This window comes from Citrobacter sp. MNAZ 1397, from assembly GCF_023613995.1.
Taxonomy (GTDB): domain Bacteria; phylum Pseudomonadota; class Gammaproteobacteria; order Enterobacterales; family Enterobacteriaceae; genus Phytobacter; species Phytobacter ursingii.
This window is the reverse complement of sequence record NZ_JAKIVH010000002.1, coordinates 171,404-197,324: the sequence shown is the minus strand read 5'-3', so window position 1 is coordinate 197,324 and position 25,921 is coordinate 171,404. Positions and strand designations below refer to the sequence as shown.

Here is a 25,921-nt window from a genome sequence, read left to right as displayed (position 1 = left end):
CTGTAATGAAACACCGATTGAGTTACCGCCTCATTGCTCAGGGCGGTTTGAACGCCTGGTACAATCTCGATCCGCGCATTACCAACGACTTCCCTCGTTAATTCTCCGCTGCCTCTCATCTAAAAAATAATTTAACTAAACACGACGTTTGGTAGGTATTTCTTTGCGCGTAAAAATCCGCCGGAAATAGCTATTGCGTCGCAAGGCACGCTATTGGAGAAATATTATGAAACGCATCCCAGAACCTTTCCGCATTAAAATGGTTGAGAATATCCGCATGACCACTTACGACGACCGCGTCAAAGCGCTGGCCGAAGCCGGATATAACCCTTTCCTGCTTAATAGCGAGGATGTGTATATTGACCTGCTGACTGACTCTGGTACAGGGGCCATGAGTGACCGCCAGTGGGCCGGGCTGATGATGGGCGACGAAGCCTATGCAGGCTCCCGTAACTACCAGAATTTATGCGCAAAAGTGAAAGAGATCATCGGCTATCCGTTCACCATTCCGACTCACCAGGGGCGCGGTGCTGAACAGATCCTTTTCCCGTCGCTGATTGCCCGCTGCAAATCGAAAAAACCGGTGTTTATTTCCAACTTCCACTTCGACACCACCGCCGCACATGTAGAACTGAACGGCGCGAAAGCCATCAACGTGGTGACGCCGAAAGCCTTCGACACCACCTCCTGGTACGACTGGAAAGGCAACTTCGATATTGATCAACTGAAAGCCACCATTGCCGAACAGGGCGCGGAAAACGTCGCGGCGATCGTCACCACCGTGACCTGTAACAGCTCTGGCGGTCAGCCGATTTCGCTGGCGAACATGCGCGAGGTCTACCATATCGCGAAAAGCCATAAGATCCCGGTGGTCATCGATTCCGCGCGCTTCTGCGAAAACGCCTGGTTTATTAAGCAGCGCGAAGAGGGCTGTGCCGACAAATCGATTAAAGAGATCATCCGCGAGATGTATACCTACGGCGACATGCTGACCATGTCGGCCAAAAAAGATCCGCTGGTGAATATCGGCGGCATGTGCTGTTTCCGCGAAGACGAAGATCTGTTTAACGAAGTACGCATCCGCTGCGTGCCGATGGAAGGCTTCGTGACTTACGGCGGCCTGGCCGGACGCGATATGGAAGCGATGGCTATCGGTCTGGAAGAAGGCACCAACGAAGATTACCTCACCTATCGTATTGCGCAGGTGGAGTATCTGGGCGAGCGTCTGCGCGAAGGCGGCATTCCGATCCAGTACCCGACCGGCGGCCACGCGGTGTTTGTCGATGCCAAACTGCTGCTGCCGCATATTCCAGCGGAACAGTTCCCGGCACATGCGCTGAACAACGAACTGTATCTGGAAGCGGGGATTCGTAGCGTGGAAATCGGCTCGTTGCTGTTAGGCCGCGACCCGGTAACAGGCCTGCAAAAGCCGTCCCCCATGGAGCTGCTGCGTCTGACGATTCCGCGCCGCGTCTACACCAACGACCATATGGACTATATCGCTGACTCACTGATTGCCGTGAAAAAACGCGCATCGTCCATCAAAGGCCTGACGTTCACCTATGAACCGCCGGTATTGCGCCACTTCGTGGCCCGTTTAAAACCGGTGGAATAAAACTCACCCGGACGCGCCTGCAACGGGCGCGTCTTTCCGATGTCACGCCTGAAAAAATACACGTCGCCCGTCAGGGCGATGCGAAATATGACGTCTATGGAAACGTACTATGGCTACTCTATCGGTAACAAATAAAGCGCCATCGCTCGTTGGCGGCGCAATGATTATTGGTGGCACTATTATTGGCGCAGGCATGTTTTCTTTACCGGTTGTCATGTCTGGCTCATGGTTTTTTTGGTCACTGCTCGCATTAGTTTTCACCTGGTTTTGTATGTTGCATTCAGGATTAATGATCCTCGAAGCCAACCTGAATTATCATATTGGCGCCAGTTTTGACACCATTACTAAAGACCTTCTCGGCAATCGCTGGAATATTATTAACGGCCTTACCGTCGCCTTTGTTTTATATATTCTGACGTACGCTTATATTTCCGCCAGTGGATCCGTTATTCACCATACCTTTTCGCAAATGAATATCGACTTCCCGGCTCGGCTGGGTGGATTGTTATTCGCACTGGTCGTGGCTTTTATTGTCTGGCTGAGCACCCGCGCCGTCAGTCGTATGACCACCATTGTGCTGGGCGCCAAGATCCTGACCTTTTTTATGAGCTTCGGTGGGTTAATCTGGCATGTGCAGCCTGCGGTACTGTTTAACACCGCCGAAGTGAATCCCAGCTACCTGCCCTACCTCGTCATGACCTTGCCGTTTTGCCTGGCCTCGTTTGGGTATCACGGCAACGTGCCCAGCCTGATGAAATACTACGGTAAAGACCCGCTGACCATCCGCCGCTGCCTGCTGCTCGGTACGCTGATGGCGCTGATCCTCTATATTTTCTGGCTGGTCGGTACGATGGGCAATATTCCGCGCCCGGCGTTTATTGATATCGCCGGGAAAGGGGGCAATATCGATGTGCTGGTACAGGCATTAAGCGGCGTGCTGAACAGTCGCGGTCTGGATTTGCTGCTAACAGTGTTCTCAAACTTTGCCGTCGCCAGTTCGTTCCTCGGCGTGACGCTGGGGCTGTTCGACTATCTGGCGGATCTGTTTAAGTTTGACGACAGCCCGCAGGGGCGTTTTAAAACCGCGCTGGTCACGTTCCTGCCGCCCATCATTGGGGGCGTGCTGTGGCCGAACGGGTTTATCTATGCGATTGGTTTTGCCGGATTAGCAGCAACCGTCTGGGCGGCGATTGTGCCAGCGCTGCTGGCCAGCGCATCGCGTAAACGTTTTGGTAGCCCGCACTATCGCGTATGGGGCGGCAAGGCGATGATTATCTTGATTCTCTGTTTCGGCGCGGGCAACGCCATTATTCATGTGCTGTCGAGCTTTCATCTGTTGCCGGTTTATAAATAGCAGCGGTTGATTACCCTCACCCTCTCCCGCCGGGGTGAGTGATCCCCACAAAAAATGCGAGCACGTTCGGTTCCCTCTCTCTGAGGGAGAGGGTCTGGGTGAGGGGGAAAATGCGGCTCTGGTGGTCATTCCGTTCACCTTATGTTCTGTGCTTTTCTATCGCGACAGAACACGTGAACGTGCCAGGGGGGCTCATCGCCACCCCCCTGGCGACCCGGGCTCCCGGCCAGGAAAATCGCCGCTGACGCGGTCCATTCGCCTTATGCCGTCTGACTTTCGGGTCGGGGACCAGCCTGCGTCCTTGCAGGCTATCCCCTCCGCCCACATCCCTGCGGGCGGCCCCGGTCAGCCGCCAACGCCTCATCGATTTTCAGCCGGACCCTGTCATCGCTGTCACAGTTTTATTCTCATTACGCGGAGTTATCGCTGTAAAACGTCATATGATCGGGGATTCCTCAGCCCACCGGGAGAGGGGATCAGGACCGAGGCCGAAAAAGGGATCGTAGCCTGGATAAGGTGCGGCAAGCACCGCACCCGGGACATTCCCCGGTGGCGCTTGCGCTTACCGGGGCTACAAACAAAACCATGGCCCGAATAAGGGTTAGTAGCCCGGATAAGGTGCGGCAAGCACCGCATCCGGGACATTCCCCGGTGGCGCTTGCGCTTACCGGGGCTACAAACAAAACCATGGCCCGAATAAGGGTTCGTAGCCCGGATAAGGCGCGGCAAGCACCGCATCCGGGACATTCCCCGGTGGCGCTAGCGCTTACCGGGGCTACAAACAAAACCATGGCCCGAATAAGGGATCGTAGCCCGGATAAGGCGCGGCAAGCACCGCATCCAGGACATTCCCCGGTGGCGCTTGCGCTTACCGGGGCTACAGGCAAAATCGCGGCCCGAATGAGGCTCGCTTACTCGTCGAAGTACCAGTAACCCTGGTTAATCAGCCCGGTCAGCTCGGCAATAAAGGTCGGGTTATTCACCGCCTCGCCCAGCTCTTCTTTGCCAATCAACAGATGACGACACAGCGCTTCGGCCGCTTTCGGCGCAACGGTGTCAAACCGCTCGCTATTCACGAAGAAAGCATCGCTCACGTGGAACATACGCAGCCCGCCCAGACGCCTCAGCATCTGACCGTCCTGCAACGCCTCCAGTACCTCCTGTGGCTCATACGGCGGTTCCGCCGCGGCAATATCCAGCTCGTGGCGCGGGGTCGTAATGAAGCAACCAAACCACTGTTTGAAATCCTCCGGCTGGTTGATCATCTCGATCATCATGCCGCGCACGCGTTCCAGTTCGTAATCTTCGATTCGGCCGGGATTTTCGCGGCAGGTTAAGTCCGGATCCGTGTAGTGATCGCCACCCAGATCACTATCCACCGCGTAGTCGGCAAAGCTGCTGATCAGATCGCGACCATTTGGCCCGCGAAAACCGATGGAATAGTTAAACGCGGTCTCGTGGGTAATACCGTCGTGCGGGAATCCCGGCGGAATATAGAGAATATCGCCCGGCGCCAGGTCTTCATCAATGATCGGCTCAAACGGCTCAACGTGGAGCAGCGCCGGATGCGGACAGAACTCTTTGAGAGGCAATTTATCCCCGACGCGCCAGCGGCGGCTGCCCATCCCCTGGATAATGAAAACATCGTACCAGTCGATATGCGGGCCAACGCCGCCGCCCGGTACGGAGAAGGAGATCATCAGATCGTCAAAGCGCCACTCCGGGATCGCACGGAACGGCTTAACCAGCTCGGCAGACGGCGCATGCCAGTGGTTTACCGCCTGCGCCAGCAGCGACCAGCCGGTTTCCCCCAGACCATCGAAATGTTCGAACGGGCCGTTGCTGGCCTGCCATTCACCATTGAAATGGCTGACGAGGCGGCTGTCGACTTCCACTTCCATCGCCAGGCCTGCCAGCTCATCTGGCGTGATCGGATCAACAAAGTTCGCAAACGCGTTTTTCAATACAACCGGCTTTTTCTGCCAGTATTTCTCTAAAAATTCAGGCCAGTTAAGGTTTAGTTGGTAAGCCATGGGGTCACACCTGTGGAATGATAAGCGGCCGTGATTATGCGAGTGATCGGCACGTTTTACTTTGTCGGGCGTCAAGGGTTAGACGTAAGCAGGATCACGCGTAGCACAACTGAAAATCCACTTTTTATTTATGGTTATATGATCGTGCGGCACGTCTGCTCTGGCAAAAAGATGTACATTTATTGTTCATCTCATCAAACAAGGAGAGTCCTGTGTCCCAACATGAAGCATGCTGCCATTCCTGCGGAATGCCGCTTTCCGCCCCCGATGCCCAGGGGCCGAGCGACAAATACTGCAAATATTGCACCGACAGCGAAGGCAATCTTAAATCCTGGGAGGAGGCGGTAGCCGGACTTGCGGGCTATCTTGATTCATGGCAACACGTCGGGCCGGAAGAGTCACGCAAGCGCGCAGTGCGCTATCTGACGGCCATGCCGGCCTGGGCGCACAAAGCGCAGGAACCGGTCTAACGCGCAAAAGACAAAGGAGAAGCGTCATGCATGAGGAGTTTCAGTGGGTTAACGAACCGGCCAAATGGCATTGTGAAGAGGGGGTCCTGTCGGTTGTCACCGATGAACACACCGATTTCTGGCACAAAACCTGGTACGGCTTCGAACGCTTCTCCGGTCATTTGTACGCCAAAGAGGTCGCTGAGGATTTTACCTTTCAGGTAAAAATCTGTGCGGAATTCACCACCCTTTATGACCAGGCGGGCATCATGTTGATGACCGATAACCGCCACTGGCTTAAGGCCGGTATTGAATTCAACGACGGCGCCCCCGCTATCGGCAGCGTACTGACCCTGGGCTATTCCGACTGGGCCACCGGGCTTTTTCCGGGAAACCCACGCGAATTCTGGCTACGTCTGACGCGTAAAGATGACGCCCTGCGTCTGCAATATTCGACGGATGGTCTGAGCTGGCCGTTGCTGCGTTTGTGCCATTTTCCCGCCGGAAACGTGAAGGTCGGGGTGATGTGCTGTACCCCGGAACGGCAAGGATTAGCTGTGAAATTCAGCGAGATGGCCTTAACGCCGCCGCTCGATAAGTCCTTGCACGATCTCACCTGACAATCACGGCTTCTGGCGCGTTCACAAAGAGATCACTGGCAAAGAGGGAAGTGGGAATAAACCGCGAAGCCAGAAAGCACAACGGGCCGCCAGGCCCGTTATGGTGATCGCTATTGCAGTTCTTTAACTCTGGCGCGCTGCGCCTGTTTGCAATAGTGGTTGTAATGTTCCTGGAACCACTGTTTCTGTTCTTCGGTCATATTGCCGGTAACGGCGTCAATATTAACTGGCTGGCCCATCGCATACATCCGGGCAAAACTGCGTGCCAAAAAATCAAAATTCTTCACTGCGTTCAGGTCTTGTCTTTTCATTCGCATACTCCTTCAGTCCGCCGACGTGCTGTGTAAGGCCATATGCTTCTCTGTCTTAAGTATTGTCTTATAAAATGAACATTCATAAGCAATGCGTGCCTTCGCGATAACCTCATTGTCCATAACGTCGCCGCGCGCACAGAGTGAAAAAAAGCGCGCCACGTTGTCCCCACACAGATCACACTCCTTAAGCAAAATTATTTTCCTGCCTGTGCAGCGTGTTAATATTCCGTGGATAAATACTTTCATGGCGAATACCGAGGCTTCGATGCTGGAGAATGCAACCATCTGATAATCAGCTTTCCGACCTGTGCGGCCGGGCTGGTTATCACTGCGCTAAACACTCGCGCTAACACCCCAGGGTGTTGGCAGGTTTTGCACAAGATGATTACAGGCATTTTCAGCATGAATATTTCCCGTCAGGAACAACGTACCCTGCACGTCCTTGCCAAAGGCGGTCGTATCGTTCATACCCGCGACACATCCGGGCGCGTCACTGCCGTTGAGTGTTACACCCGTGAAGGGTTATTACTCAGCGACTGTACCCTCGCCGTCTTCAAAAAATTAAGAAGCAAAAAACTGATCCGATCGGTAAATGGCCAGCCCTATCGCATTAACCGTACCGGTCTCAGCAATGTCCGTGCACAACTGGATAATCAATAGGTTGCGTTAAGCGATCCTCACCTGCGGGTGAGGATCGCCCGGCAGGACGGCGGCAAGGGAAGATCAGCACACTGCCATCGTTCTGATACCCCGGCCCCGGCGTCAGCGCGCGCCGGGCTCCCTTCTTTCCCCGCCATTGCTTTTCCCCGGTGAAAATAGTACGGTCACACGCAGATAATTCCCCGTGAATGGTAAAAATTATGCCGATAATTCAGTCTGTTGAACGTGCTTTGCAGATCCTCGACCTCTTTAACGATCAGGCGACGGAACTCAAAATCACCGAGATAAGCAAACAGATGGGATTGAGCAAAAGCACCCTTCACTCACTTCTCAAAACGCTTCAGCTTCATGGCTATATCGATCAGAACCCGGATAACGACAAATATTGTCTGGGAATGAAACTGGTGGAGCGCGGTCACTTTGTCGTGGGCACCATGGACATTCGCCAGAAGGCGAAAAGCTGGCTGTCCGCCCTTTCGCAGGAGACGGGGCAGACGACCCATCTGGGGATTCTGGACGGCAACGAAGGCGTCTACATCGAAAAAATCGAAGGTAAGCAGGCGGCCATCGCCTATTCACGCATCGGCCGCCGCCTGCCCGTACACGCCACAGCCATTGGCAAAGTGCTGCTGGCCTGGCTTGGGGACGAGGAACTTACCGCCTTACTGGACGGGTATGCATTCACGGGCTTTACGCCCGCCACCCTGACTGACCGCGACGCGCTGCTGGCCGCGCTGGCGCAAACCCGCCACAACCATTACGCGCTCGATAACGAAGAGAACGAGCCTGGCGTGCGCTGCATTGCGGTGCCGGTATGGAACCACGAGTCGCGGGTTATTGCCGCGCTCAGCCTCTCGACCCTCACCTCGCGGGTTAACGACGAGCAACTGGCCGCCTGCCGTCAGAAGCTGATGGAGGCCGGGCTGGGGCTGTCAAAAGCGCTGGGCTACCGTGAACGCTAGCCCGGCGTCCTGCTACATATCGGGCTGATAGGTGAACGAGGCGAAATCCGCATGGCAGCCGTCACCGCTGATATCCTCGCAGTGCAGGCCTACAAACGCCCCGGTAAAGAAGCCCCTGCCGCCTATATAGTCATCCGACAGCTTCCACGCCTCAAAGGTGAGCGGAATCGTCTGCCAGTTTTCCCCATCAAATGAATAGCTGTAGCGGTACTCAAGCCGATCAACATCCACGCGCAGCCAGACGTATTCCGCGCTCTCCGACACCGAAATCGGATTATCGTAAAGATGCCAGTGCGCCACGTTGTGGTCGAGCCGGATAATTTTCAGTGTTCGCCCACGCCCTTCTTCATAGTCCATAAAGCAGTACGACCAGTTTTTGCTGTTGTAGTAACAGGTCAGCCCGGCGCTTTGCTGGAAGTGTTGCGGCGCAAAGGCCATCTGCGTTTCGGCGCGAAAACGAAAATGCTGCCAGCGGCGGGCCACGGTTGACTGGCTAAAGGTAGAGTTGAGCGAGTCATTGCCGTAGAGGCGCAAAAAGCCGGGACGGGCAGTGAGCGAACCTAACTGCTCATCAAACGGAATACGCAGCGTTTGCAACTCCGGGTCGAGCCGTTCGCTGTCGAAGTCTGTGCGCCATGCGCCTGTGCCTGCGCCGGGCTGCTCGGTCATCCGTGGCCCCGGCACCGTCAGCGCCGCATGTTTACCGCCTTCAACGTAAGGCCAGCCATCACGCCATTCGATGCGGGTTATCCCCGTCTCGCGCCCGAGCGGGCAGTATCCGCGCCCACCCGCCGCCAGGCGCGGAATGCCCGGCAGATGCAGCGGACGGCTGGTCAGATACGCCATATACCACTCGCCGGTGTGGGTCTGCAGCAGCGAGCCGTGGCCGCTTTTTTGCAGCGGGTTTTCCGGCAGGTGCCAGCTGGTCATCATTGTCACGTCAGGGTGTAGCTCATAAGGCCCGGTAATGTCCGTCGCCCGCAGCACCACCACCGCATGTTCGTAGCTGGTTCCCCCTTCCGCCACCAGCAGATAGTAATAGCCGTCGCGGCGATAAATATGCGCCCCTTCGGTATAGCCCAGCGGCGTACCGGTGAAGAGTGTTGAACGCTGGGGCGAGAGAGTGCCCGTATCGGCAAAAAATTCCTGCATCACAATGGTGTTATGGGGGTTGCTGTGATGACGCGGCCCCCATGGGCGATAGATATAATATTTACGCCCGTCCGTATCGTGAAACAGCGACGGGTCGAACCCGCCGTTGCCCATGGGAATCGGGTCGCTCCACGGCCCTTCCACTGAAGGGGCGGTCACCAGGAAGTTGCGGCCATTTTTCCACGGCGAATCGACAATTTTCACATCGGTATAAAGCAGCCAGAATTGGCCATCGGCGTAGCTCAGGCAGGGCGCCCAGATGCCGCCGGAGTCCGGGTTACCTTTCATATCCAGCAGCGCCACGCTGTCGAGCGGTGTACTCACCAGTGACCAGTTTTTCAGGTCGCGGGAGTGATAAATACGCACGCCAGGAAACCACTCGAAGGTGGAGGTGGCGATGTAGTAATCCTCCCCCACGCGACAGAGGGACGGGTCCGGGTTGAAGCCGGTCAGGATCGGGTTTTCAATCTGGTACATGGTTTTATCCTCAGTTCACCGCCGCCGCCGCATCGGCAGGCTGTGTCGCATGGTGCGCAGCGCGCTGACGTTGCAGTTGCTGGCTGATCTCTTCCACCCGTTTGCTGCTCAGTTTGTAGAACGACAGCAGCGTAAACATGCCGGCGTAGAGCACCACTGGCACAATGCAGAAGAGGATTTTGATGGTGGTCAGGACGTTATCCGGCTGGACGGCGTTGCTTGCCGAGTAGCTGGAAAACGCGAGGATCCAGCCCACCAGCGCGCCGCCAATTGCCAGACCGATTTTCAGGCTGAACAGGTAGGTAGAGAAGACCAGGCCGTCGAGGCGACGCCCGCTGCGGCTCTCTTCATAATCGACCACATCGGAAGCCATCAGCCATTGCAGCGGTGTGGTGGTGTTAAAGACAAACAGGAACAGAATATTGAGCGCGAAAATCAGCGCGATATTGTTCGCAGGAATAAAGAAAATACTCAGGCTGATCAGTGAATAAAGAACAATAATCCACTTAAACGAAGTGACGCGATCAAAGCGCCCGAGCAGGCGAGATGAGCAGAGGGAGCCGAACATAGTCGCGAGGCTACCGTAAAGCAGGAACTGCGTAGCCAGCTCCGGATGGTCCATCACGTATTTCACAAAATAGAGCGTCGCGCCACCGCGCACCACATTTGAGCCAGTCGCCATCATTTTAAAGGCGCACATGATTCGCCACTGGCTATTACCCATTAACAGTTTCAGGTCTTTCTTAACCGAAGCGCCGGGCTGAACGTCGAAGGTGTAACGTTCTTTGGTGGTAAAAAAGCAGACAAATAACAGAATAACACCGCAAATACCCAACACACACATCGCGCCAAAATAACCCACCTGCTCATTGCCTTTACCGATAATATTCACCAGCGGCAGGGCAATACCGCTGATGGCTAATGAACCGGCAGCGGCGAGGAAAAAGCGCCAGGATTGTAACGCGTGGCGTTCTTTAGGATCAGAGGTAATAACGCCAGGCATAGCGCAATACGGAACGTTAACGAAGGTGTAGACCAGGGTGAGTAAAATATAGGTAATGGCGGCGTAAATGATTTTCCCCTGTGCGGAGAAATCCGGCGTATAGAACGTTAATACGCAGACGATACCAAACGGAATAGCGCCCCACAGCAGATACGGGCGGAACTGGCCGTAGCGAGTACGTGTACGGTCGACCACCAGCCCCATCAGCGGGTCGGTTACCGCATCCAGCACGCGCGAAATCAAAAACAACGTGCCCATGACGCCCGCAGACAGGCCAAAGACGTCGGTATAAAAATATGCCAGCAAAAACATAGTGGCCTGCCAGACAAAACCGCAAGCGGTATCCCCCAGCCCGTAGCCGATTTTATCTTTCATCGTTAACTGCATGTCTACCTCCAGTCATATGAGAGGGATGGATTGCGAACGGCCGGGACCTACAAAATAAAATGCGTGGCAGTGCACTTTTTGAGGAATACACCCTTTATTCGTACGCTTATTAGATGATCAGTGCGGATTTGATTCTAGGAAGGAATATATGCAGCAACAATTATCAATTTTGCTTTCGCAATTATGTATTTTAGCTTCTGTGATAGCGATACATTTTACCTGGTGACAGAAACAGTTATTTCTCCCGTAAGGGATGCTTTATTTCGTAATATTTTTTAGCCGCCGAAAAAGTTATTCGGCGGCCCGGCAAATGGGTTTAATTATTTAAAGGCCAAGCGCTTTTTTACCCGCATTGATCACCTCAATAATTTTATCCGTATCGTACACGCACCCTTTCCAGGTACCGCCGCTCACCGCCTGTAGCGCCGCCCACAGCCGGGTGTCGTCGGGCAGGTAATCATGTGCTTTGAGTTCCGGATGCAGCTCGCGCTCCGCCAGCACCCTTGCCCCCTCTTCCGGCGTCAGACGGTCACCCACGCGGCCAATAAAGTTCACGCTTCCTGCCAGCGACAGACGATCGACAATAATCTCAATCAGATCGCCGCTGCGAAGCTTGCCAATCGGCCCGCCCGCCAGCGCTTCCGGCGCGACATGCCCCAGGCAGGCCCCGGTCGAGACGCCGGAGAAACGCGCATCGGTAATCAGCGAAACGGTTTTCCCCCACGAGATATGTTTCAGCGCCGAGGTGAGCTGGTAGGTCTCTTCCATGCCGGTGCCAGATGGCCCGCCACCGATGATCACCATGATATCGCCCTGACGGATCTGCCCCTGTTTGATGGCTTTGATGGCCGCCTCTTCCGAAACAAAGACCTGCGCCTCGCCGGTATGGCGATAGACACCGTCGTCATCCACCACCGACGGATCGATGGCCGTGGCTTTGATGACCGAGCCATCCGGGGCAATATTGCCCACCGGGAAGGCCACCGTGGAGGTCATCCCTTTGGCTTTCGCCCCTTCCGGCGAGAGGATCACCTCATCCGGCTCCACGCCATCCTGCTCACGCAGGCACTGGCGGAACTTCGTACGGCGCTCCGAGTGCTCCCACCAGTCGAGGTTTTCGCCCAGCGTCTGTCCGGTTACCGTCATCACATCTTCATGCAGCAGCCCCAGCCGACGCAGGTGGAGCATCACTTCCGGTACGCCCCCCGCGAGGAACGCGCGCACCGTCGGGTGGTAATCCGGCCCGTTAGGCAACACGCTTACCAGGCGCGGCACGCTGCGGTTGATGGCGCTCCAGTGCGCCACATCCGGCATACGGCATTTGGCCGCATGAGCGATGGCGGGAATATGCAGCAGCAGGTTGGTGGAGCCGCCAAAGGCCGCATGCACTACCATCGCGTTTTCGATGGCTTTGTCGGTGAGGATGTCGCGGGCGGTAATGCCCTTCTCATCCAGCGCCATGACCGCGCGCGCCGACTGGCGGGCAATCTCCAGCCAGACGTCCTGGCCCGATGGCGCGAGCGCCGAGTGCGGCAGCGCCAGTCCTAACGCTTCGGCCACCACCTGCGAGGTGCCCGCGGTGCCGAGGAACTGGCAGCCGCCGCCCGGGGAAGCGCAGGCACGACAGCCCAGCTCAGAGGCCTCTTTCAGGCTCAGTTCGTTGTTGGCGTAACGCGCACCAATGGTCTGTACCTTTCCGGCGTCTTCACCGAAGGTGGGTGGCAGCGTCGCCCCGCCCGGCACGAGGATCACAGGCAGATCGTGCATAGAGGCCAGCGCGATCATTGTCGCGGGCAGTCCTTTGTCGCAGGTAGCGACGCCGATCACCGCCCGCCGCGTCGGCAGCGAGCGGATCAGGCGGCGAAAGACGATGGCCGCGTCGTTACGGTATGGCAGCGAGTCGAACATGCCGTGGGTGCCCTGAGAACGTCCATCGCACGGGTCACTGACAAAGGCGGCGAACGGGATGCCGCTCAGGCGGGTGATCTCTTTTGCTGCCGCCGACATTTGCAGGCCAATCTCCCAGTGCCCGGTGTGATAACCGAGCGCAATGGGGCGGCCGTCTGAGTGACGGATGCCGCCCTGGGTGCCAATCAGCAGGACTTCTCTGCCGGTGAGTTTGTTGGCATCCCAGCCCATACCGGCGTTTTGCGTCATGCCGAACAGGTTGCCGCTGGGGGATTCGAGCAGCATTTGCGGTGTGAGCGGCAGCGCGCCCTGCGGCCCGGCAGCGTGCGTTTTCACCGCATAGAACTGTTCATCCTGCGGCATAAAAATGGTGTCGATGGACATTGTCGTATTCTCCCGGTCAACAGCGTTCAAAGAACGGCTGACGACGTCTCTTTGGAAGTTGTTCTACATTATAGAACAACGTTCTTATAATTTGATTCACTGTAATCCAGGTGTTGCATGGAGGTAAATCAGACAGCAGGGATGGCTGCGCTTTTTTAAGGCTTGATCACAAAATGGGCGGTAACGGGATGTAATGGGGAGGTGTGGGAGAGACAATCGGGTCAGAAGGACGATATGACCTGGGTTAAGGGGGCTAAATTTGTGGTCCTGATAAACGTCGTGCCAGCGTTAAGGCTGGCACGGTTAGGGCTGTTTTACAGGGGCGCCCCTCGCCATGATATGACCGCTATTATCTGGAGTTAGTTAGTTGCCTGAAAATTAATGTGCGGCAACGTCGCGTCACCATTCGCTTCATAGACAATGGAATTACTGAACGAAAATACTCGGCCACTGTACTTGATATTAATGGTGTTACCCTCAGCACTCACGTTCGCTGCGCTACCGGCAGCCACCAGGAATGGCACCTGCTTTGCGAGGCTTGCTGTTATATTGCCTTCCAGCTTCCCGGATAAATAATACCGATAAGAGTCAGCCACCGTCGCTCCACCACCTGAATATTCCGTGACATAAAGCCAGGTGCTATCGTTAACTCGCTGCGAGCTAACCAGTTTGTCATCTGCCCTGTTATCGCCACCAGCATTGAGCATCCCAAAACCAATGACAAAGATCAGCAAGATGAGAGTTAGTGCATAATGAAACCACTTAATAGCCGTTTTCAATGGCATATTTGATCCCTTCCTTTATCCAGTACTGATCCTGTGGATCGTCGCCATAAGGTGCGTCTTTATACCATTGGCTAGTCATATTATTTGTCATCAGGCTTCATAGATCACGCGTATTTTTTAATATCTCCGCTGGCGATTCGATATCCAATAAGATTCGCGGCGGTCATGCTGACATAATCGTCTATCGGGGTTTCAGAAACGATCTCGAACCATTCAGCATCTGTTATATATCTTTATGATGGATATTACTTAACGATATCGTCGCACTGATAACACGCTTTTTCATATGCACTATTTATGAAAACCCTATTAATTAAAGAGGCGTAAGCCCATTTGGAAAGATTGATCATCTTTTATTTTAACATTCCCAAAGAGGCTTATTAATTTACATTTTTCATTGAATTACATTTGGACTTTATGCATTTTACTGGTTATTTTTACAGGTGTCTCATCTGTTTCAGTGGACGTCACTGGCTCAGGCAGTTGGAAGAGAGATAGCGCGGAGAAAGTGTGCGGGAACACACTTTTCCGCTGATCACAGCATCTATTTACAAGGAATAGCTACCATGACTAACGCGGATTGTATTGCAGATATTGAACAACCAGAAGTTTTCCCGGCGAATAAGCGCAAACTAACGGTAAGTTATGCGAGCCGCCATCCGGATTATGCACGCATCCCGGCCCTCACGCTGAAGGGCCAGTGGCTGGAGGCCGCCGGGTTCGCCACCGGCACAGAGGTGGAAGCCAGAATAATGAACGGCTGCATTGTGCTGACCGCGAAGGAGCCAGAACCGGAACTGCTGGCGTCGCTGAGGGTGGTGGAGAAGCTGTCGGCGAGAAAGCAAAAGCAGGTAAAAGAGTTTATCGGGGTGGTGAGTGGGAAAAGCGGTCGGGCGAATGGATTGCGATAGAGTTAAGGTGGAGGCGTGCCAGTCTGAGGGCTGGCACGGTATTGGGATGAATTCACTCTGTTTTGTAGAATTCATGGAGTCGGGTGCCCACAGCGACACACTTTGCTTTTAGCATGCTTACATAGTAATAAGAAGGGCCCGGCATATGCGTCATCATCCATGGCAGGTTCTCTGCGTAGGCCACATCAGAGGTAGACACCATCCATAAAGGCTCACTATCAATAATCGTTTCGCTGACCTCAAAGTATCGTTCATCCCAACCCCTGCCGTTTTGTTCAGCGTAAATTCGCGCAATTTCGAGGGCTTCTTGCGACGTGACCATGGGGAACTCCGGGTATAGATATCAAGGCTACTAAGTATAGTGATACTTAGGATACAAGGGGCATATTAAAAGTATGTTTCTGTTGAACGAAGTATGCGTAGTAAATTACTTTACGCAGCCAGGAGCGCTAACAAGTAACGAAAACAGGATACCTTTACACTCTTCTTATAAATAGGTTAGATAATATGACAAAATCGAGTAATCTTTCAGATAATTAACCACTTGAGTTAACAGGTAATAATTATGTCTTTTAATCAAAATGAATCAGCGATTCTGGAGCTTATTGACGCATTTACACTGGGAAAAATTGCGGCTCCGGATTTTGAGCAAAGATATTCTGCCGCATGGCGAACCTACAGGGATTCATCTGATACAAAAAATACCGACACAGTCACTCAGCGTTTTTTTGACGGCGTTTTCACTTTAGTTGATTCTTACTGTTCAACCCCCGGGCTTATTGAGGAGCATGATTTAAACGCGAACGAATTACTGAATGAGGTATCAGATCTTAAATCTACCTGGGAAAAGTCCATTTTTGTATAAACTAATCATTTTTATAACGAAGAGTTATATAACACCCCCTCAATAAAAATTCAAACGAATGATAACTAACTGGAAAAAATGATTTTTTTGAGCGTAAAAAAACTGTCATCCGCACAGAAAACTCAGCTCATCAGACACAGTATTAAACACATGTGTCCGCCAGTATCGCCCATCCCACTATCACTCACCCTGAATATCATAGCGGGACATGCCTGACAACATTAGAGCCGGTAAGAGTGTTTTACTAAGAAAAATCATTACCAGCTATACTGTCACTGTCGTGGGAGGCCCAACCCCCAGTCAAAAAAAGCATGTTAATCAATAGGGTATCTGACAATAGATGGAGTAAAAACCACTAATGAAGAAAATAAAACCTTAAAAATCATATAACACGGTTTAATCCCGGGGCAGGCAATGGTTTTATGCTTAGTGGAAAGATAACAGTCACCAACAGCAAAACTCCACCTGAAAAGATAAGCCTGAATTATTATACTCATGCGTGTCGAGAATATCAGCATTACTGTAAATTAGGCTGGAAAACAGGCACAGAGGTTCTACTACGTCTTAAGATTTATGGAACATTACACTACGGTCCTCCCGTTGATTACAGAATAACTGACGATGACCTTGATCATCAGAATGTACTATCATGGTAAATAGTATTGAACTAAACATTCTAAAACTGCTGGCATCGCGAAATGATGTAAATTGGAATTGGTATAACCTTGATCGCGCAATGACAATGCGGAAAATGGATGGGGTCGGTAATGTTGCCCGGCTTGTTAGCGGCTTATCCGAAGCGGGGTTGGTCGACATAATTCCAGGGCCCCCGGTAGGTATGGCTCATTATCGAATCTCTGAGCAAGGCTCTCGACTTCTGGAAGAACTTGCTCAACAGGATTCAATCCAGCGCGACTTATCACAAAAGTCGTAACATGAATCGCCTCAGAAATTCTCTTTATAGTTTAGACATTAACCGAGGGAGAATTAATTGATAAGGCATCACGCCTTAAAATACCCTCCTAACACAAGACAATTTCTCATGATTACAAAGGGATACTCGGTAACTACTGCAGAACTTTCAGTGTTGAAAGTCATGGCAGAAAAAGACATTCACTGGACCTGGACAATGCTTGATCGCACGCTTGCGACACGCAACATTCCGGGTTTTGGCAATGTTGCGAACATAGTTACCAGGTTGATGAATGGCGGGATGGTTGATGCTGTTTATAACGAAAATTCATCGAGGCCACACTATCGCGTATCTGAACAAGGTCATCGAGTGTTAAGACAAATCAGCGCGGTATAACCCTTTACGAAAGGTAATTATCATACGCTTTTGATAATAACATGATGTATCTCCTATGTAATTTACCTGTATGGTAATGTTTTTCTAAACTTATAGAAGAATAAGGCTGATTTAAACAGTGGATACGCCCCGGTTAAAAAACTCATCAATTCGTACAGATAGAAAAACTTTTAAAAGAACACTCAAGCTTTACCCCGTTTGCCCAGACCTGCTCCCACGTAGAGGAATATATCGCGATGCTAGTAATGTCTTCATCAGCAATATGACGGATAGGAGAGAAAGTAAAAGCAGGCGCAAAGTTTATGGGGTGTGAGTGAAAAAGATATGCGACCCCGGCATGCGCATTGAACCGAGCTGCCAGGTTAAAATCCCATTCCCTATTTACATCGTGCCAACCTCAAGGCTGGCACGATTAGAAGAATCATCGATATTTGACAGGGACACATTTCGCAACGATCCACGCTGCCAGCAGAGTGAGCCCAATCGAGATACCGCGCTCATGCCACGTCTCAAAATGGAAAAACCAGTACGCGCATAGAAATATCAGCGCACCGCCCAGTAGTGCTCCTATATATCCCAGAATGCGCCGGAAAAAGCCGTCATTGTTGTGATTGTTTTGTGAGTTCATCATCCACCGCATCGATTATTGTATTGAATGCCGACTGGCCACGGGTTCAGCAATGTTGTTCACACCATGCAAATCATTAATGCCCGGCGGCGAGATTACAATGGTTTCGACCATAATCAGCACTGATTTTCTGACGCCGTCAGAGATTGCGACACTGTGGCGAAACGGGGCATTAGACAGTAATAATTCAGAAATTACTAACTGAACATGGTATGTAATCCTGGAGACAGGTCAAACCACATGAACAATATATCTAAAATTGGTTTAAATTTAATTAACTATTTCTAATGTGATCACTCATTTTAATTTATAGGAAAATGCTCACTTTATAGAAATCAGTTCTGGAGTCTATGCTTTAAGCAAAGCGGATAATAGGTATAGCAAATAATGAGAGCTAAGACATGGACAGCATATCGAACGATAGTAATGAAGTACGCATGATCTTGTCTCCGGTCCAGCTTGCAGCTGTACTTTCAGATGCGAGTTTCAGTGAGGGTGAGACACTCAGTAACAGACTATGGGGTGGACTGGGTGTAGTCGGTGGGGTGGTTGAAATGTTTGGGGCAGGAGTGCTATGCGCTATTCCTGAACCCACTACATTGTCGAAAATAGGGTGCGTTGTAGTTGGCGTACATAGTCTTGATACAGTTCAGGCATCTGCCCGTCAGGTCTGGACTGGTCGATAAATCTCAACCGATACTGTAGCACTGGCAGAAGGTCTTGGTGCTGATACTGATACGGCCACGAAGGTGGGCATGACTGTCGACCTTGCAATCCCCATAGCCTTCTCGCTTGCTGTTGGTGCTGTTCGTGTATCAGCTATACGAGGGGGGCGTATCCGGCTTGCAGAACATGAGTCTGTTAATGGAATGCACCCTGGCGGACACACCCTGGAACGGCACGTTGGTAAAACGACCGAGGAGCTACTCGCCCGCCTTGAACGACGCCCTAAACTACCTGCCACCAGCACATTTAAATCTCTGGAGCAGGCGGAGATTCTGACGACAAAAACACTCAAGGCGCACAAATATGAGATTGAGATGTGGGTCAAAAATGCCCCAAGGGGATACCACTTCGGAAGAAAATTAGCATGCAATTCAGCACACCAACAGGGATGGTAGTCAGACGAGGAAGCACTCAGCCCCGCGATTGTTATCGTGTTGAAATCTGGCTGGAAATGACAAACTATAATGGAAAACCTTATTTTATCCTGACATCAATGCCCATGGAGTAAAGCGATGGATATGAACAAGACACGGGAACTGGATAACCTTGTCGAAAACTACTTTGGGCAGGATTACGACGTCATAGACGACAGTGATGAAATCGGACCTAAAATTGAGGCATATAACAGACACTCCAGTAAGAGTATGCAAATTGCTTTGCTTGAAGATATTGAGGAATTTCTGGCTCAGGGAGAACAATTGGATAACATCTTCAATAAAAGGTATAGCGCTTATTTTTTGCCTGAACTCTGGGGTATCACCCCGCGTGATTTTTTGCTATTAGCAAAGGATAAAGTGATTGCTGATATGGCGCGATGAGAATCGATAAATAATATAATGGCCCGGAATTTATCAGGCTAGGCAAACCAACGCAGAATGCTTTTATAGAACGCTTTAACTGAACATATCAAAAAGGAATACTCGATTTTTATCTGTTCAGAACGCTAAAGGAAGTACGGAAAGTAACGAAAAAATGGTTATCGAAATATACTGTTAACATCCATATGAATCACTGAACAATCTGATACGGGATGAATACTGACTACAACATTATCTGGTCGGTATCTCAAAAAATGCATGGATCCAAAGGGGGCTATTTACAGGCACATATCTAATCGAAGTCAAGATGCCCCCAGTGCACCCCCTCCTCCCGGATTTCAACGGACTGTTCCGGACGATGCTGGACGTGAAAATCGCTGTAAGTATTTATATTAAAGGGTTCAGTAGACTTTCCCTGATGGTCTTGGTGCGAAGGCCGGACTCAAAACCCCCCATAACACACTGAAAATATACAATTTTTAAAAAATATTATAATAAGTGCCCCCTTTTGTGCCCCCCAAGAATTTTTTACCTTTCATCATACCGTAGTAGTCAATTCTCTTTTGGTTAGGTTCCCAGTACTGGATCCTAACCGGAACAACTATCATATGATATATACATTCGTTACAACTTATCTACCTTATGCCAAAATTGAATCTTTCATACATGGGAATAAAAGTTTTTTTATAGAAAACTATTCACACTGTTCACCAATGGTTTTTATCTATAATATTCAAATGGTTACATAGTGAATGGTTAGTGAACAGTGAACAGTTTACTGTTCACCCTGTTGAATGTAGCTCACAGGTTACAAACATCAGCTAGCTATGTGGTGGCAAGGATTATCTGTCAGATTTTTAGCCTAATGAATGTGCAGACTCTAACGGGCAATGCCATACCTTCATTGTACTAGAATATACCTCGATAAAATAGTTTACCAATGTTATTAGTACGTAATTCTTAAAATAATAAAACATAGATAGATGTTATATCTGTCTTATTACTCACTGAAATCATATTATTAGGGTGAGCCTATTAACTGAACTATACCAGACTAGAACAAAAAAGCCTGATATACTGAAACGCACATGTATTTATCCTATTACAGAAATTTCCAATCTAAATTCCATCTATTTAAAATGGGTTAAAACAGGGGTATATTTATACCCCCCCACAAAAACCACACTATAAAATTAAGATAAGAAAATCACTAATCCAGTTATCTCCCTCCCTTAACTTCACTTTCCCGAACAACACTATTAATAAGTTCAGGAACAAATCGCTCAACAAACCCTGATACAAAACAGAAACATATAATTGCTTGAAAATTTTCTTTAAATGGTGCTAAAAACATTTCTGACTTCACCCCAAAGACTAAAAAGCAGCCAAAAACAGCACCAATTATTAGTCTAGAAAGACTTTCACAATATAGGCTATACCCACTAGTATAGTTCTCGATAGCAATAATGTTATTCCTTTGAAGACTGGACACCATTGCCCCAACAACTCCAGCCCCCATGCCAATTACATATATACCAAAACTGGGAAAGCAAAAATATAAAGCAATAACAACAGTCAAAAATACAAGAGAAAACAGAACACTAGTAATAAACAACCTTAACTTCAAAAACGATTCTATTTTTGATATCAAAAATTGCTTAGTTTGTTTAAAGCAGTCTTTAGCTCTATCATGATCATTTTTGTTAAAAGCATTCCCTAACGCCGAAGCTAGCTGACTCATAATAATGGGCTTATAAGATGGCGGTAAATACCCTGACGCTAATTCTTTCAATAATTCAAATTCATCCAGAGCGCCGACCATATATGCTGGAACCTCTTTATAATACCACCATTCGACATTATTCGCACCGCTCAAATAAACAGCAAATTCTGAGGTTTCAATTACCCTTTTGTTAGTCACCCCCTTATACTTGTTAACAATATCCCATACTTCCTTAAATATGAGTTCCGTATCATATGTATCTTGTGTAGTGAGACAATAATACAGTCTGCTAGCTAGTAATTTAGAAACGTATTTTTTATTACTCCTATTAAAGAATGCTGCTATCAATCCATTTATCAAAATAAATTCATTTAATGCACTATTGGCGTGCATCGGTATATTTTTCAATTCCCAACACAACTCATTAAATCTATTCAAGGATATAATAAAGTTCTCATTTCTATGAAGCACCATATAATTCTTGTCAATTTTGGCATCAGAGGAAAGCGTTTTTTCCGAGTCAGGCTCTTGCTCTGTACTCTCTTTTTCTGGCGAAGAAAACTGCGTAAATTCTAGCGTAGTCATCACATATACCTTTTCTTAACATTTATATAAATATTATTATACAACTCATAAAATCTATACTACACACAGATAAACCAACAGAATAGATGAAACTGATTAGAGTCATGCGAATTAAATCGCCAACCATTACCGCATGCCATTATAAGAATATAATCGAGGGGCAAAATCAACAGTCTTTATGTATGCAATGAGAATCTCACATTAGTTTTTAATGACAAAAAATACCAATGATTAGATTTATATTTTTCCACATGTCAAATAACAAATAATCATAAAGTCGTTACGGTTACTGCTGATGTTTTTAAGATAAAAAAGACCGGCTGTTGCCGGTCAGGTCAGGTTATTTCGCAGTGGGTTCATCGCACTTTGGCAGCCAGTCGGCGTTGCTTTCCTCCCGCAGTGTGAGGTTGGTCTGCATGCCCTGATTTGTGCGGCGCTTCTCGTAATTTAGTCCGTACTCTTTCAGCATGGCTGAGAGCCCCTTGCCGAACATGGTCAGGCTGAGCGCATTCCTGTAGCCGTGGGCCTCCATGTACACCAGATAAGCGTGATACAGGTACAGACGCGGCTGGCGCGGGATAATGTTGGCGTTCCCCATATACATCCCGTCGGGCTCCGGCAGTGCCTCCAGATAGCCGCAAAAATCAAACGTCGGGTCAGCGTCGCGCTTGATGCTCAGTGCCTCGTCCGAGTTCTGCTGAGACTGCAACAGTGTGCGGGCGCTCATCGGGTCACTGAACTGCTGCATCAACTGGCGCACAATCACGGCCAGCTCGCGGGCGATTTTGTCCTTAAGCTGCGGGTCGCGCTCCTCCGGGGCAATCTGTTCCGGGAAGTGAATAATCACCCGGCGACGGGAGACGCCACCGCTGCGGTCGGTGAAGCGCATCGGGTTGTTGTTCACGGCCAGAATCACCGCCGGGATATGCGTTGAATAGGCGTTCTGGTACTTCGGGTCAACCGACACCGCATCACCGCCGGTAATGGCCTTGAGCCCGGCCCCGTCACCGCTCCATTTCTCCTGGTCAGGCAGACGAATGAGCGAGAAGCCAATCAGCGCCGCGCGCTCGCGGGGCGATTCCAGCGTTTCGATGGTGGCCGAGGTGGCGTTATCTTCCCCGGCGAGCATGGTGGCGATTTCGGCCAGAATACTTTTGCCGCTGCCACCCGGCCCGGTCACTTCGAGGAAAAGCTGCCAGTCGTAGCGGTTCGCCAGCACCATAAACAACGCGGCCAGAATTACATCGCGTTTGTCGGCGCGGCCACCGGCGGCACGGTCAAGCCAGTGCCAGAAATGCGGGGCATGGGTCTCCAGCGTTTCCCCCGCCACCGGCGGGGTGAAATCGACATCGCACAGAGTACGCAGCCAGTACGCTTTGTGGTGCGGGCTGAATATCCCGCTTTTCGTGTCGAGCACGCCGTTACGAAAACCAATCAGACGGCGTGACGGGGTGTCCTGCTGCGGAATAATCAGTTTCAGCGTCTCCACGACGGAGGCGATTTTCCCTGACGAGAACGGCGCGCGCAGACGCCGGAACAGCCCGGCCACATCGCGGGCAAAATCAGACGGCGGAATGATTTTCCAGATGCCGTTTTCATAGCGGGACAGGTGCTGGCCGTTCACGTCCACGGCCAGCGCTTCACCGTAATGTTCATGCACCCGCATGGCTTTTTCACTGGCGCTCATGGCGGTAAATTCCGCTTCGCTCATGGTGTCAAACGGGCTTTGTGCCGGTGGCCGTATGGCGTCATAAATGGCGATACGCGTTGCCTCTTCGCCTTTCTGCATAAACGCATCATTCCAGTCACCGAACACCGGCGGCAGGGCAACCGTGCCCCCGCAGGCTTCTGCGGCCGCTGCGGCTTTGCTCTGGCCGTTGCCGTTCAGGTCACGGTCGGCGGCGAGAACAATCTGGCAGGCCGGGTGCTTCTGACGGGCAAGGCTCGCCAGAGAAAGGAGGTTGGCGGACGACAGCGCCACCATGACGGTTTCCCCGGTCAGGTGATGCACGGTAAGCGCGGTCGCATAGCCCTCCGCTATCCACAGGCGTTTCCCGGCCTGTTTTTTCCCTTCGAGGGTGTGACAGCACCCTTTCACCGCCCCGCCTTTCAGGGTGCGCTTGTCGCCCCCGGCGTTAATGAGCTGGAGATTAACCAGTGCGCCGGTCCCGTCATGCAGTGGCATGACCACATCACCGGCGCTGAACGTCACGCCGCCGGTGTTGTGCGTGGCTGTCAGGGTCAGGCATTCATGCGCGGGAAAGCCCTTGCGGGTCAGGTAGGCGTTGCCGGTGGCCGTGCGGGTTTTCTCCATCAGTTTTACGGCCAGCGCAGCCGCCGCTTTACGGTCAGCACCGGTTTCATCTTCTGCGGCCGCCATCACCGCCGGGGAAACCGGCGGCAGACTGCCGGTGACGGCGTTCACCCTGCGGGCAGCCTCAGACGGTTTCACACCGAACACCTTTTCGACCAGTTTCAGGCCGTCACCCGCACCGCACTGGTTACAGAACCAGGTGCCGCGCCCCTCTTTGTCATCGAAGCGAAAGCGGTCAGAGCCGCCACAGACCGGGCAGGCCTGATGCCGGTTTTTCATCACCTTCACCCCCAGCGCCGGGAGAATGCGCGGCCAGTGGCCGCATGCCTGATTGACGGTTTCCGTTACGTTCATGTTCATTGTTTTTTCCCTCAGTGCAGCACAGGCGTTGTGATATGGCGGGCGCAAAGCTCATCCATGACGGCGAGTCCCAGAAAGGACAGTGACGGGGCGGCCTTAAGCGGCCCGGCTTCCATCAGGTCTTCCAGAAGCGCACAGGCAATCTGGCGGCCTTTCTCCTCGCCGTGCTGGCGCAGATAGAAGCCCTCCAGCTCGGCGGCGATGGCGCTTTCCAGCGCATCGAGGGTGAGATGCGGATAGCGGTGCTGACGCTCGCACAGGGTCAGCCAGGCACAGGCGACCGCGCGGCGGTACAGGGCGGCGCGTAATACGGGCGGTAAGGGCTGTTTCATGCGTGTACCTCCTCAGTGAGCCAGCGCGCATTGCAGCGTTCGACCACATCATCAAGCCGGGCAGTCATGAGGTGAATGACGGACGCGAGCTGTAACTGCTGTGCCGGGTCACGACGGGAGGTGGTGCAGTCCTGTACCTGCATGAGTTCGCCGACAAGCTGGCCGACATTACGCAGGTGTTCAAGGTGCTGGAGGTCAGCACGGGTGATGGTCAGGGTGAGTTCGTTCATGCGCGCACCTCCGCAACCGGCAGGCGACCAGCAAACGAGAGGACGTAATCGCGGACAAGGGCAAGGCGGGCGGTATGTTCATCACCGGCCACGGTACGGAGCATACAGATACGGGGTTTACGGTCTGCACGACGAACGGCGGCAAACACAAAGACAAACTGCGGGTGTGACGGGGTGAGGATAGTAGCCATGATGGCAGCCTCCTTTGTTAGCTGAATACAGCTACCACCGGAGTTCCTACGCTCATGGGTGGTAGCCCGGACGGGGGTAGGAATACCGGCAACAAAGGAAACCGGCCAGCCCGAAGGCTGCCCCGCCCGAGCCACCATTATAAAGATGCCGCAATGGCTAAAAAACCAGTGCGCAAATAATGGGTGCACGAGAGCACAGACACAAAAAAAGACGCATGGCGCGTCTGGTGTCGCCTTTGTTTCGCTCGGGTTCCTACGCCCGGCTGCCGATTTTGCGACAGCGGGAAAACTGTACCAGGAAACCCACAACGGGCGCAAGCCAGAAAAAGGGGCTTTTTGCTGAGCGGCCATCATCATGCGTCGTAACCCCGGTTGCGTTCGGCGATACGGTCAGCCATCCAGGCGGAGATTTCAGAGTGCGCCCACGCCACATTTTTTCCTCCGAGCGAGATTTGTTTCGGGAAAGCCTCGCGGCTGATGAGGTCGTAGATGGTCGACCGGGACAGGCCGCACAGATGCATCACTTCGGGCAGACGGATAAAGCGTTCCTGAGCGGTTTCAGAGACCGGCATCACCGGGGCGGCAGGAGCGGGAGACGGGGAAGAAAAAGCAGTATGCATCGGGCTACCTCATAAAGTCCATACAGTGCCGGGGGTGTCCCTCCGGCTTCGGGTAGCTCCCTATTATGTTTATATTTTTCCGCAGGTCATGTTTGATTTTCGCGGAAATAAACATTGACTTTTCTCAGAGTAAAACAATGGCAAACGCTGGCAAACAGATGCAAATCAATGCATTACATTGCAGCAATATTTATTTGTTTTAGTTA

25 protein-coding genes and 1 pseudogene are annotated in these 25,921 nt (G+C 51.6%); 13 read left to right on the top strand and 13 right to left on the bottom strand.

The annotated features are described in order from the left end of the window. The first annotated feature begins 5 nt into the window (after positions 1-5). The 3 genes from tnaC to mtr all read left to right on the top strand — a co-directional run bounded on the left by tnaC (position 6) and on the right by mtr (position 2,969). On the top strand, positions 6-101 hold the full coding sequence (tnaC, locus tag L2097_RS15665) for a tryptophanase leader peptide (protein ID WP_139800438.1): 96 nt from the start codon (positions 6-8) through the stop codon (positions 99-101). A 125-nt stretch (positions 102-226) separates the two neighbouring features. Then, positions 227-1,615, top strand: coding sequence for a tryptophanase (gene tnaA / locus L2097_RS15660; RefSeq protein ID WP_229221154.1), 1,389 nt, complete (start codon positions 227-229; stop codon positions 1,613-1,615). A gap of 109 nt (positions 1,616-1,724) precedes the next feature. Further along, complete coding sequence (mtr, locus tag L2097_RS15655) at positions 1,725-2,969, top strand: tryptophan permease (protein WP_229221155.1); 1,245 nt, start codon at positions 1,725-1,727, stop codon at positions 2,967-2,969. 911 nt (positions 2,970-3,880) lie between these two features. On the opposite strand, the gene L2097_RS15650 is transcribed toward mtr, so the two are convergent. Beyond that, a complete protein-coding gene (locus L2097_RS15650; protein ID WP_250353247.1) occupies positions 3,881-5,002 on the bottom strand; it encodes a ribosomal protein uL16 3-hydroxylase in 1,122 nt (373 codons plus the stop codon). Between the two features lie 212 nt (positions 5,003-5,214). Between L2097_RS15650 and L2097_RS15645 the strand changes: the two genes are divergently transcribed. Beyond that, positions 5,215-5,472 (top strand): zinc ribbon domain-containing protein, encoded by a 258-nt coding sequence (locus tag L2097_RS15645; protein WP_047371993.1) that lies wholly within the window; start codon positions 5,215-5,217, stop codon positions 5,470-5,472. Between the two features lie 26 nt (positions 5,473-5,498). Then, entirely contained in the window at positions 5,499-6,071 is a 573-nt protein-coding gene (locus L2097_RS15640) for a DUF1349 domain-containing protein (RefSeq protein WP_085005240.1), read from the top strand. Positions 6,072-6,181: 110 nt separating this feature from the next. On the opposite strand, the gene glgS is transcribed toward L2097_RS15640, so the two are convergent. Beyond that, positions 6,182-6,382, bottom strand: a complete 201-nt coding sequence (gene glgS / locus L2097_RS15635) for a cell surface composition regulator GlgS (protein ID WP_047371995.1) — start codon at positions 6,380-6,382, stop codon at positions 6,182-6,184. A 405-nt stretch (positions 6,383-6,787) separates the two neighbouring features. Between glgS and L2097_RS15630 the strand changes: the two genes are divergently transcribed. Both L2097_RS15630 and L2097_RS15625 read left to right on the top strand, forming a co-directional pair. Next, positions 6,788-7,045 carry a YjhX family toxin gene (locus tag L2097_RS15630; protein WP_047373408.1) on the top strand — a complete coding sequence of 86 codons (258 nt, stop codon included), beginning with the start codon at positions 6,788-6,790 and terminating at the stop codon, positions 7,043-7,045. Between the two features lie 200 nt (positions 7,046-7,245). Then, complete coding sequence (locus L2097_RS15625; protein WP_047371997.1) at positions 7,246-8,007, top strand: IclR family transcriptional regulator; 762 nt, start codon at positions 7,246-7,248, stop codon at positions 8,005-8,007. A gap of 12 nt (positions 8,008-8,019) precedes the next feature. On the opposite strand, the gene L2097_RS15620 is transcribed toward L2097_RS15625, so the two are convergent. From L2097_RS15620 to L2097_RS15605, 4 genes are all read right to left on the bottom strand, one after another. Continuing rightward, positions 8,020-9,636 (bottom strand): glycoside hydrolase family 43 protein, encoded by a 1,617-nt coding sequence (locus L2097_RS15620; protein WP_250353246.1) that lies wholly within the window; start codon positions 9,634-9,636, stop codon positions 8,020-8,022. Between the two features lie 10 nt (positions 9,637-9,646). Next, positions 9,647-11,026, bottom strand: a complete 1,380-nt coding sequence (locus tag L2097_RS15615; protein WP_142516742.1) for a glycoside-pentoside-hexuronide (GPH):cation symporter — start codon at positions 11,024-11,026, stop codon at positions 9,647-9,649. Positions 11,027-11,350: 324 nt separating this feature from the next. Further along, the gene (locus L2097_RS15610) at positions 11,351-13,318 is read right to left on the bottom strand and encodes a YjhG/YagF family D-xylonate dehydratase (protein ID WP_250353245.1); all 1,968 of its coding nucleotides are present in this window, start codon (positions 13,316-13,318) and stop codon (positions 11,351-11,353) included. Between the two features lie 359 nt (positions 13,319-13,677). Continuing rightward, positions 13,678-14,103 carry a hypothetical protein gene (locus L2097_RS15605; RefSeq protein WP_250353244.1) on the bottom strand — a complete coding sequence of 142 codons (426 nt, stop codon included), beginning with the start codon at positions 14,101-14,103 and terminating at the stop codon, positions 13,678-13,680. Between the two features lie 566 nt (positions 14,104-14,669). Between L2097_RS15605 and symE the strand changes: the two genes are divergently transcribed. Then, positions 14,670-15,014: an endoribonuclease SymE gene (gene symE / locus L2097_RS15600; RefSeq protein ID WP_250353243.1), complete on the top strand. Its 345-nt coding sequence runs from the start codon at positions 14,670-14,672 to the stop codon at positions 15,012-15,014. A 52-nt stretch (positions 15,015-15,066) separates the two neighbouring features. Here symE and L2097_RS15595 read toward each other — a convergent pair whose 3' ends face one another. Then, complete coding sequence (locus L2097_RS15595) at positions 15,067-15,336, bottom strand: hypothetical protein (RefSeq protein ID WP_250353242.1); 270 nt, start codon at positions 15,334-15,336, stop codon at positions 15,067-15,069. A gap of 243 nt (positions 15,337-15,579) precedes the next feature. Here L2097_RS15595 and L2097_RS15590 point away from each other — a divergent pair, with 243 nt between their 5' ends. The 5 genes and pseudogenes from L2097_RS15590 to L2097_RS15570 form a co-directional block, all read left to right on the top strand. Continuing rightward, positions 15,580-15,879 (top strand): colicin immunity domain-containing protein, encoded by a 300-nt coding sequence (locus L2097_RS15590; protein ID WP_250353241.1) that lies wholly within the window; start codon positions 15,580-15,582, stop codon positions 15,877-15,879. A gap of 2,692 nt (positions 15,880-18,571) precedes the next feature. Next, entirely contained in the window at positions 18,572-18,937 is a 366-nt protein-coding gene (locus L2097_RS25800; protein ID WP_350029004.1) for an RNase A-like domain-containing protein, read from the top strand. Next, on the top strand, positions 18,907-19,050 hold the full coding sequence (locus L2097_RS25795) for an RNase A-like domain-containing protein (protein WP_350029003.1): 144 nt from the start codon (positions 18,907-18,909) through the stop codon (positions 19,048-19,050). Before L2097_RS25800 ends, L2097_RS25795 begins: the two co-directional genes overlap by 31 nt. 4 nt (positions 19,051-19,054) lie before the next feature. Then, complete coding sequence (locus L2097_RS15575; RefSeq protein WP_250353239.1) at positions 19,055-19,360, top strand: contact-dependent growth inhibition system immunity protein; 306 nt, start codon at positions 19,055-19,057, stop codon at positions 19,358-19,360. A gap of 26 nt (positions 19,361-19,386) precedes the next feature. Continuing rightward, positions 19,387-19,583: pseudogene (locus L2097_RS15570) on the top strand (integrase core domain-containing protein); the annotation flags it as partial. 996 nt (positions 19,584-20,579) lie between these two features. Here L2097_RS15570 and L2097_RS15565 read toward each other — a convergent pair. From L2097_RS15565 to L2097_RS15540, 6 genes are all read right to left on the bottom strand, one after another. Then, positions 20,580-21,668, bottom strand: coding sequence for a hypothetical protein (locus L2097_RS15565; protein ID WP_250353238.1), 1,089 nt, complete (start codon positions 21,666-21,668; stop codon positions 20,580-20,582). 340 nt (positions 21,669-22,008) lie between these two features. Further along, positions 22,009-24,342 carry a primase-helicase zinc-binding domain-containing protein gene (locus L2097_RS15560; RefSeq protein WP_250353237.1) on the bottom strand — a complete coding sequence of 778 codons (2,334 nt, stop codon included), beginning with the start codon at positions 24,340-24,342 and terminating at the stop codon, positions 22,009-22,011. Between the two features lie 11 nt (positions 24,343-24,353). After that, positions 24,354-24,674 carry a DUF5375 domain-containing protein gene (locus L2097_RS15555; protein WP_105612293.1) on the bottom strand — a complete coding sequence of 107 codons (321 nt, stop codon included), beginning with the start codon at positions 24,672-24,674 and terminating at the stop codon, positions 24,354-24,356. Then, positions 24,671-24,904 carry a hypothetical protein gene (locus L2097_RS15550; protein ID WP_250353236.1) on the bottom strand — a complete coding sequence of 78 codons (234 nt, stop codon included), beginning with the start codon at positions 24,902-24,904 and terminating at the stop codon, positions 24,671-24,673. Before L2097_RS15550 ends, L2097_RS15555 begins: the two co-directional genes overlap by 4 nt. Continuing rightward, the gene (locus tag L2097_RS15545; protein ID WP_250353235.1) at positions 24,901-25,452 is read right to left on the bottom strand and encodes a host cell division inhibitor Icd-like protein; all 552 of its coding nucleotides are present in this window, start codon (positions 25,450-25,452) and stop codon (positions 24,901-24,903) included. The genes L2097_RS15550 and L2097_RS15545 overlap by 4 nt, the downstream gene beginning before the upstream one ends. Further along, a complete protein-coding gene (locus tag L2097_RS15540; protein WP_250353234.1) occupies positions 25,449-25,715 on the bottom strand; it encodes a helix-turn-helix transcriptional regulator in 267 nt (88 codons plus the stop codon). The genes L2097_RS15545 and L2097_RS15540 overlap by 4 nt, the downstream gene beginning before the upstream one ends. Positions 25,716-25,921: the final 206 nt, after the last annotated feature.

Bases quoted from the DNA above. Each gene is read 5' to 3' on its own strand.
- L2097_RS15545 (WP_250353235.1), bottom strand. From the start codon at position 25,452: ATGATGATGGCCGCTCAGCAAAAAGCCCCTTTTTCTGGCTTGCGCCCG.
- L2097_RS15640 (WP_085005240.1), top strand. From the start codon at position 5,499: ATGCATGAGGAGTTTCAGTGGGTTAACGAACCGGCCAAATGGCATTGT.
- glgS (WP_047371995.1), bottom strand. From the start codon at position 6,382: ATGAAAAGACAAGACCTGAACGCAGTGAAGAATTTTGATTTTTTGGCA.
- L2097_RS25795 (WP_350029003.1), top strand. From the start codon at position 18,907: ATGCAATTCAGCACACCAACAGGGATGGTAGTCAGACGAGGAAGCACT.
- L2097_RS15620 (WP_250353246.1), bottom strand. From the start codon at position 9,636: ATGTACCAGATTGAAAACCCGATCCTGACCGGCTTCAACCCGGACCCG.
- L2097_RS15610 (WP_250353245.1), bottom strand. From the start codon at position 13,318: ATGTCCATCGACACCATTTTTATGCCGCAGGATGAACAGTTCTATGCG.
- L2097_RS15565 (WP_250353238.1), bottom strand. From the start codon at position 21,668: ATGACTACGCTAGAATTTACGCAGTTTTCTTCGCCAGAAAAAGAGAGT.
- L2097_RS15575 (WP_250353239.1), top strand. From the start codon at position 19,055: ATGGATATGAACAAGACACGGGAACTGGATAACCTTGTCGAAAACTAC.
- L2097_RS15560 (WP_250353237.1), bottom strand. From the start codon at position 24,342: ATGAACATGAACGTAACGGAAACCGTCAATCAGGCATGCGGCCACTGG.
- tnaA (WP_229221154.1), top strand. From the start codon at position 227: ATGAAACGCATCCCAGAACCTTTCCGCATTAAAATGGTTGAGAATATC.
- L2097_RS15540 (WP_250353234.1), bottom strand. From the start codon at position 25,715: ATGCATACTGCTTTTTCTTCCCCGTCTCCCGCTCCTGCCGCCCCGGTG.
- mtr (WP_229221155.1), top strand. From the start codon at position 1,725: ATGGCTACTCTATCGGTAACAAATAAAGCGCCATCGCTCGTTGGCGGC.
- tnaC (WP_139800438.1), top strand. From the start codon at position 6: ATGAAACACCGATTGAGTTACCGCCTCATTGCTCAGGGCGGTTTGAAC.
- L2097_RS15555 (WP_105612293.1), bottom strand. From the start codon at position 24,674: ATGAAACAGCCCTTACCGCCCGTATTACGCGCCGCCCTGTACCGCCGC.
- symE (WP_250353243.1), top strand. From the start codon at position 14,670: ATGACTAACGCGGATTGTATTGCAGATATTGAACAACCAGAAGTTTTC.
- L2097_RS25800 (WP_350029004.1), top strand. From the start codon at position 18,572: ATGACTGTCGACCTTGCAATCCCCATAGCCTTCTCGCTTGCTGTTGGT.
- L2097_RS15650 (WP_250353247.1), bottom strand. From the start codon at position 5,002: ATGGCTTACCAACTAAACCTTAACTGGCCTGAATTTTTAGAGAAATAC.
- L2097_RS15605 (WP_250353244.1), bottom strand. From the start codon at position 14,103: ATGCCATTGAAAACGGCTATTAAGTGGTTTCATTATGCACTAACTCTC.
- L2097_RS15630 (WP_047373408.1), top strand. From the start codon at position 6,788: ATGAATATTTCCCGTCAGGAACAACGTACCCTGCACGTCCTTGCCAAA.
- L2097_RS15550 (WP_250353236.1), bottom strand. From the start codon at position 24,904: ATGAACGAACTCACCCTGACCATCACCCGTGCTGACCTCCAGCACCTT.
- L2097_RS15590 (WP_250353241.1), top strand. From the start codon at position 15,580: ATGTCTTTTAATCAAAATGAATCAGCGATTCTGGAGCTTATTGACGCA.
- L2097_RS15625 (WP_047371997.1), top strand. From the start codon at position 7,246: ATGCCGATAATTCAGTCTGTTGAACGTGCTTTGCAGATCCTCGACCTC.
- L2097_RS15595 (WP_250353242.1), bottom strand. From the start codon at position 15,336: ATGGTCACGTCGCAAGAAGCCCTCGAAATTGCGCGAATTTACGCTGAA.
- L2097_RS15615 (WP_142516742.1), bottom strand. From the start codon at position 11,026: ATGCAGTTAACGATGAAAGATAAAATCGGCTACGGGCTGGGGGATACC.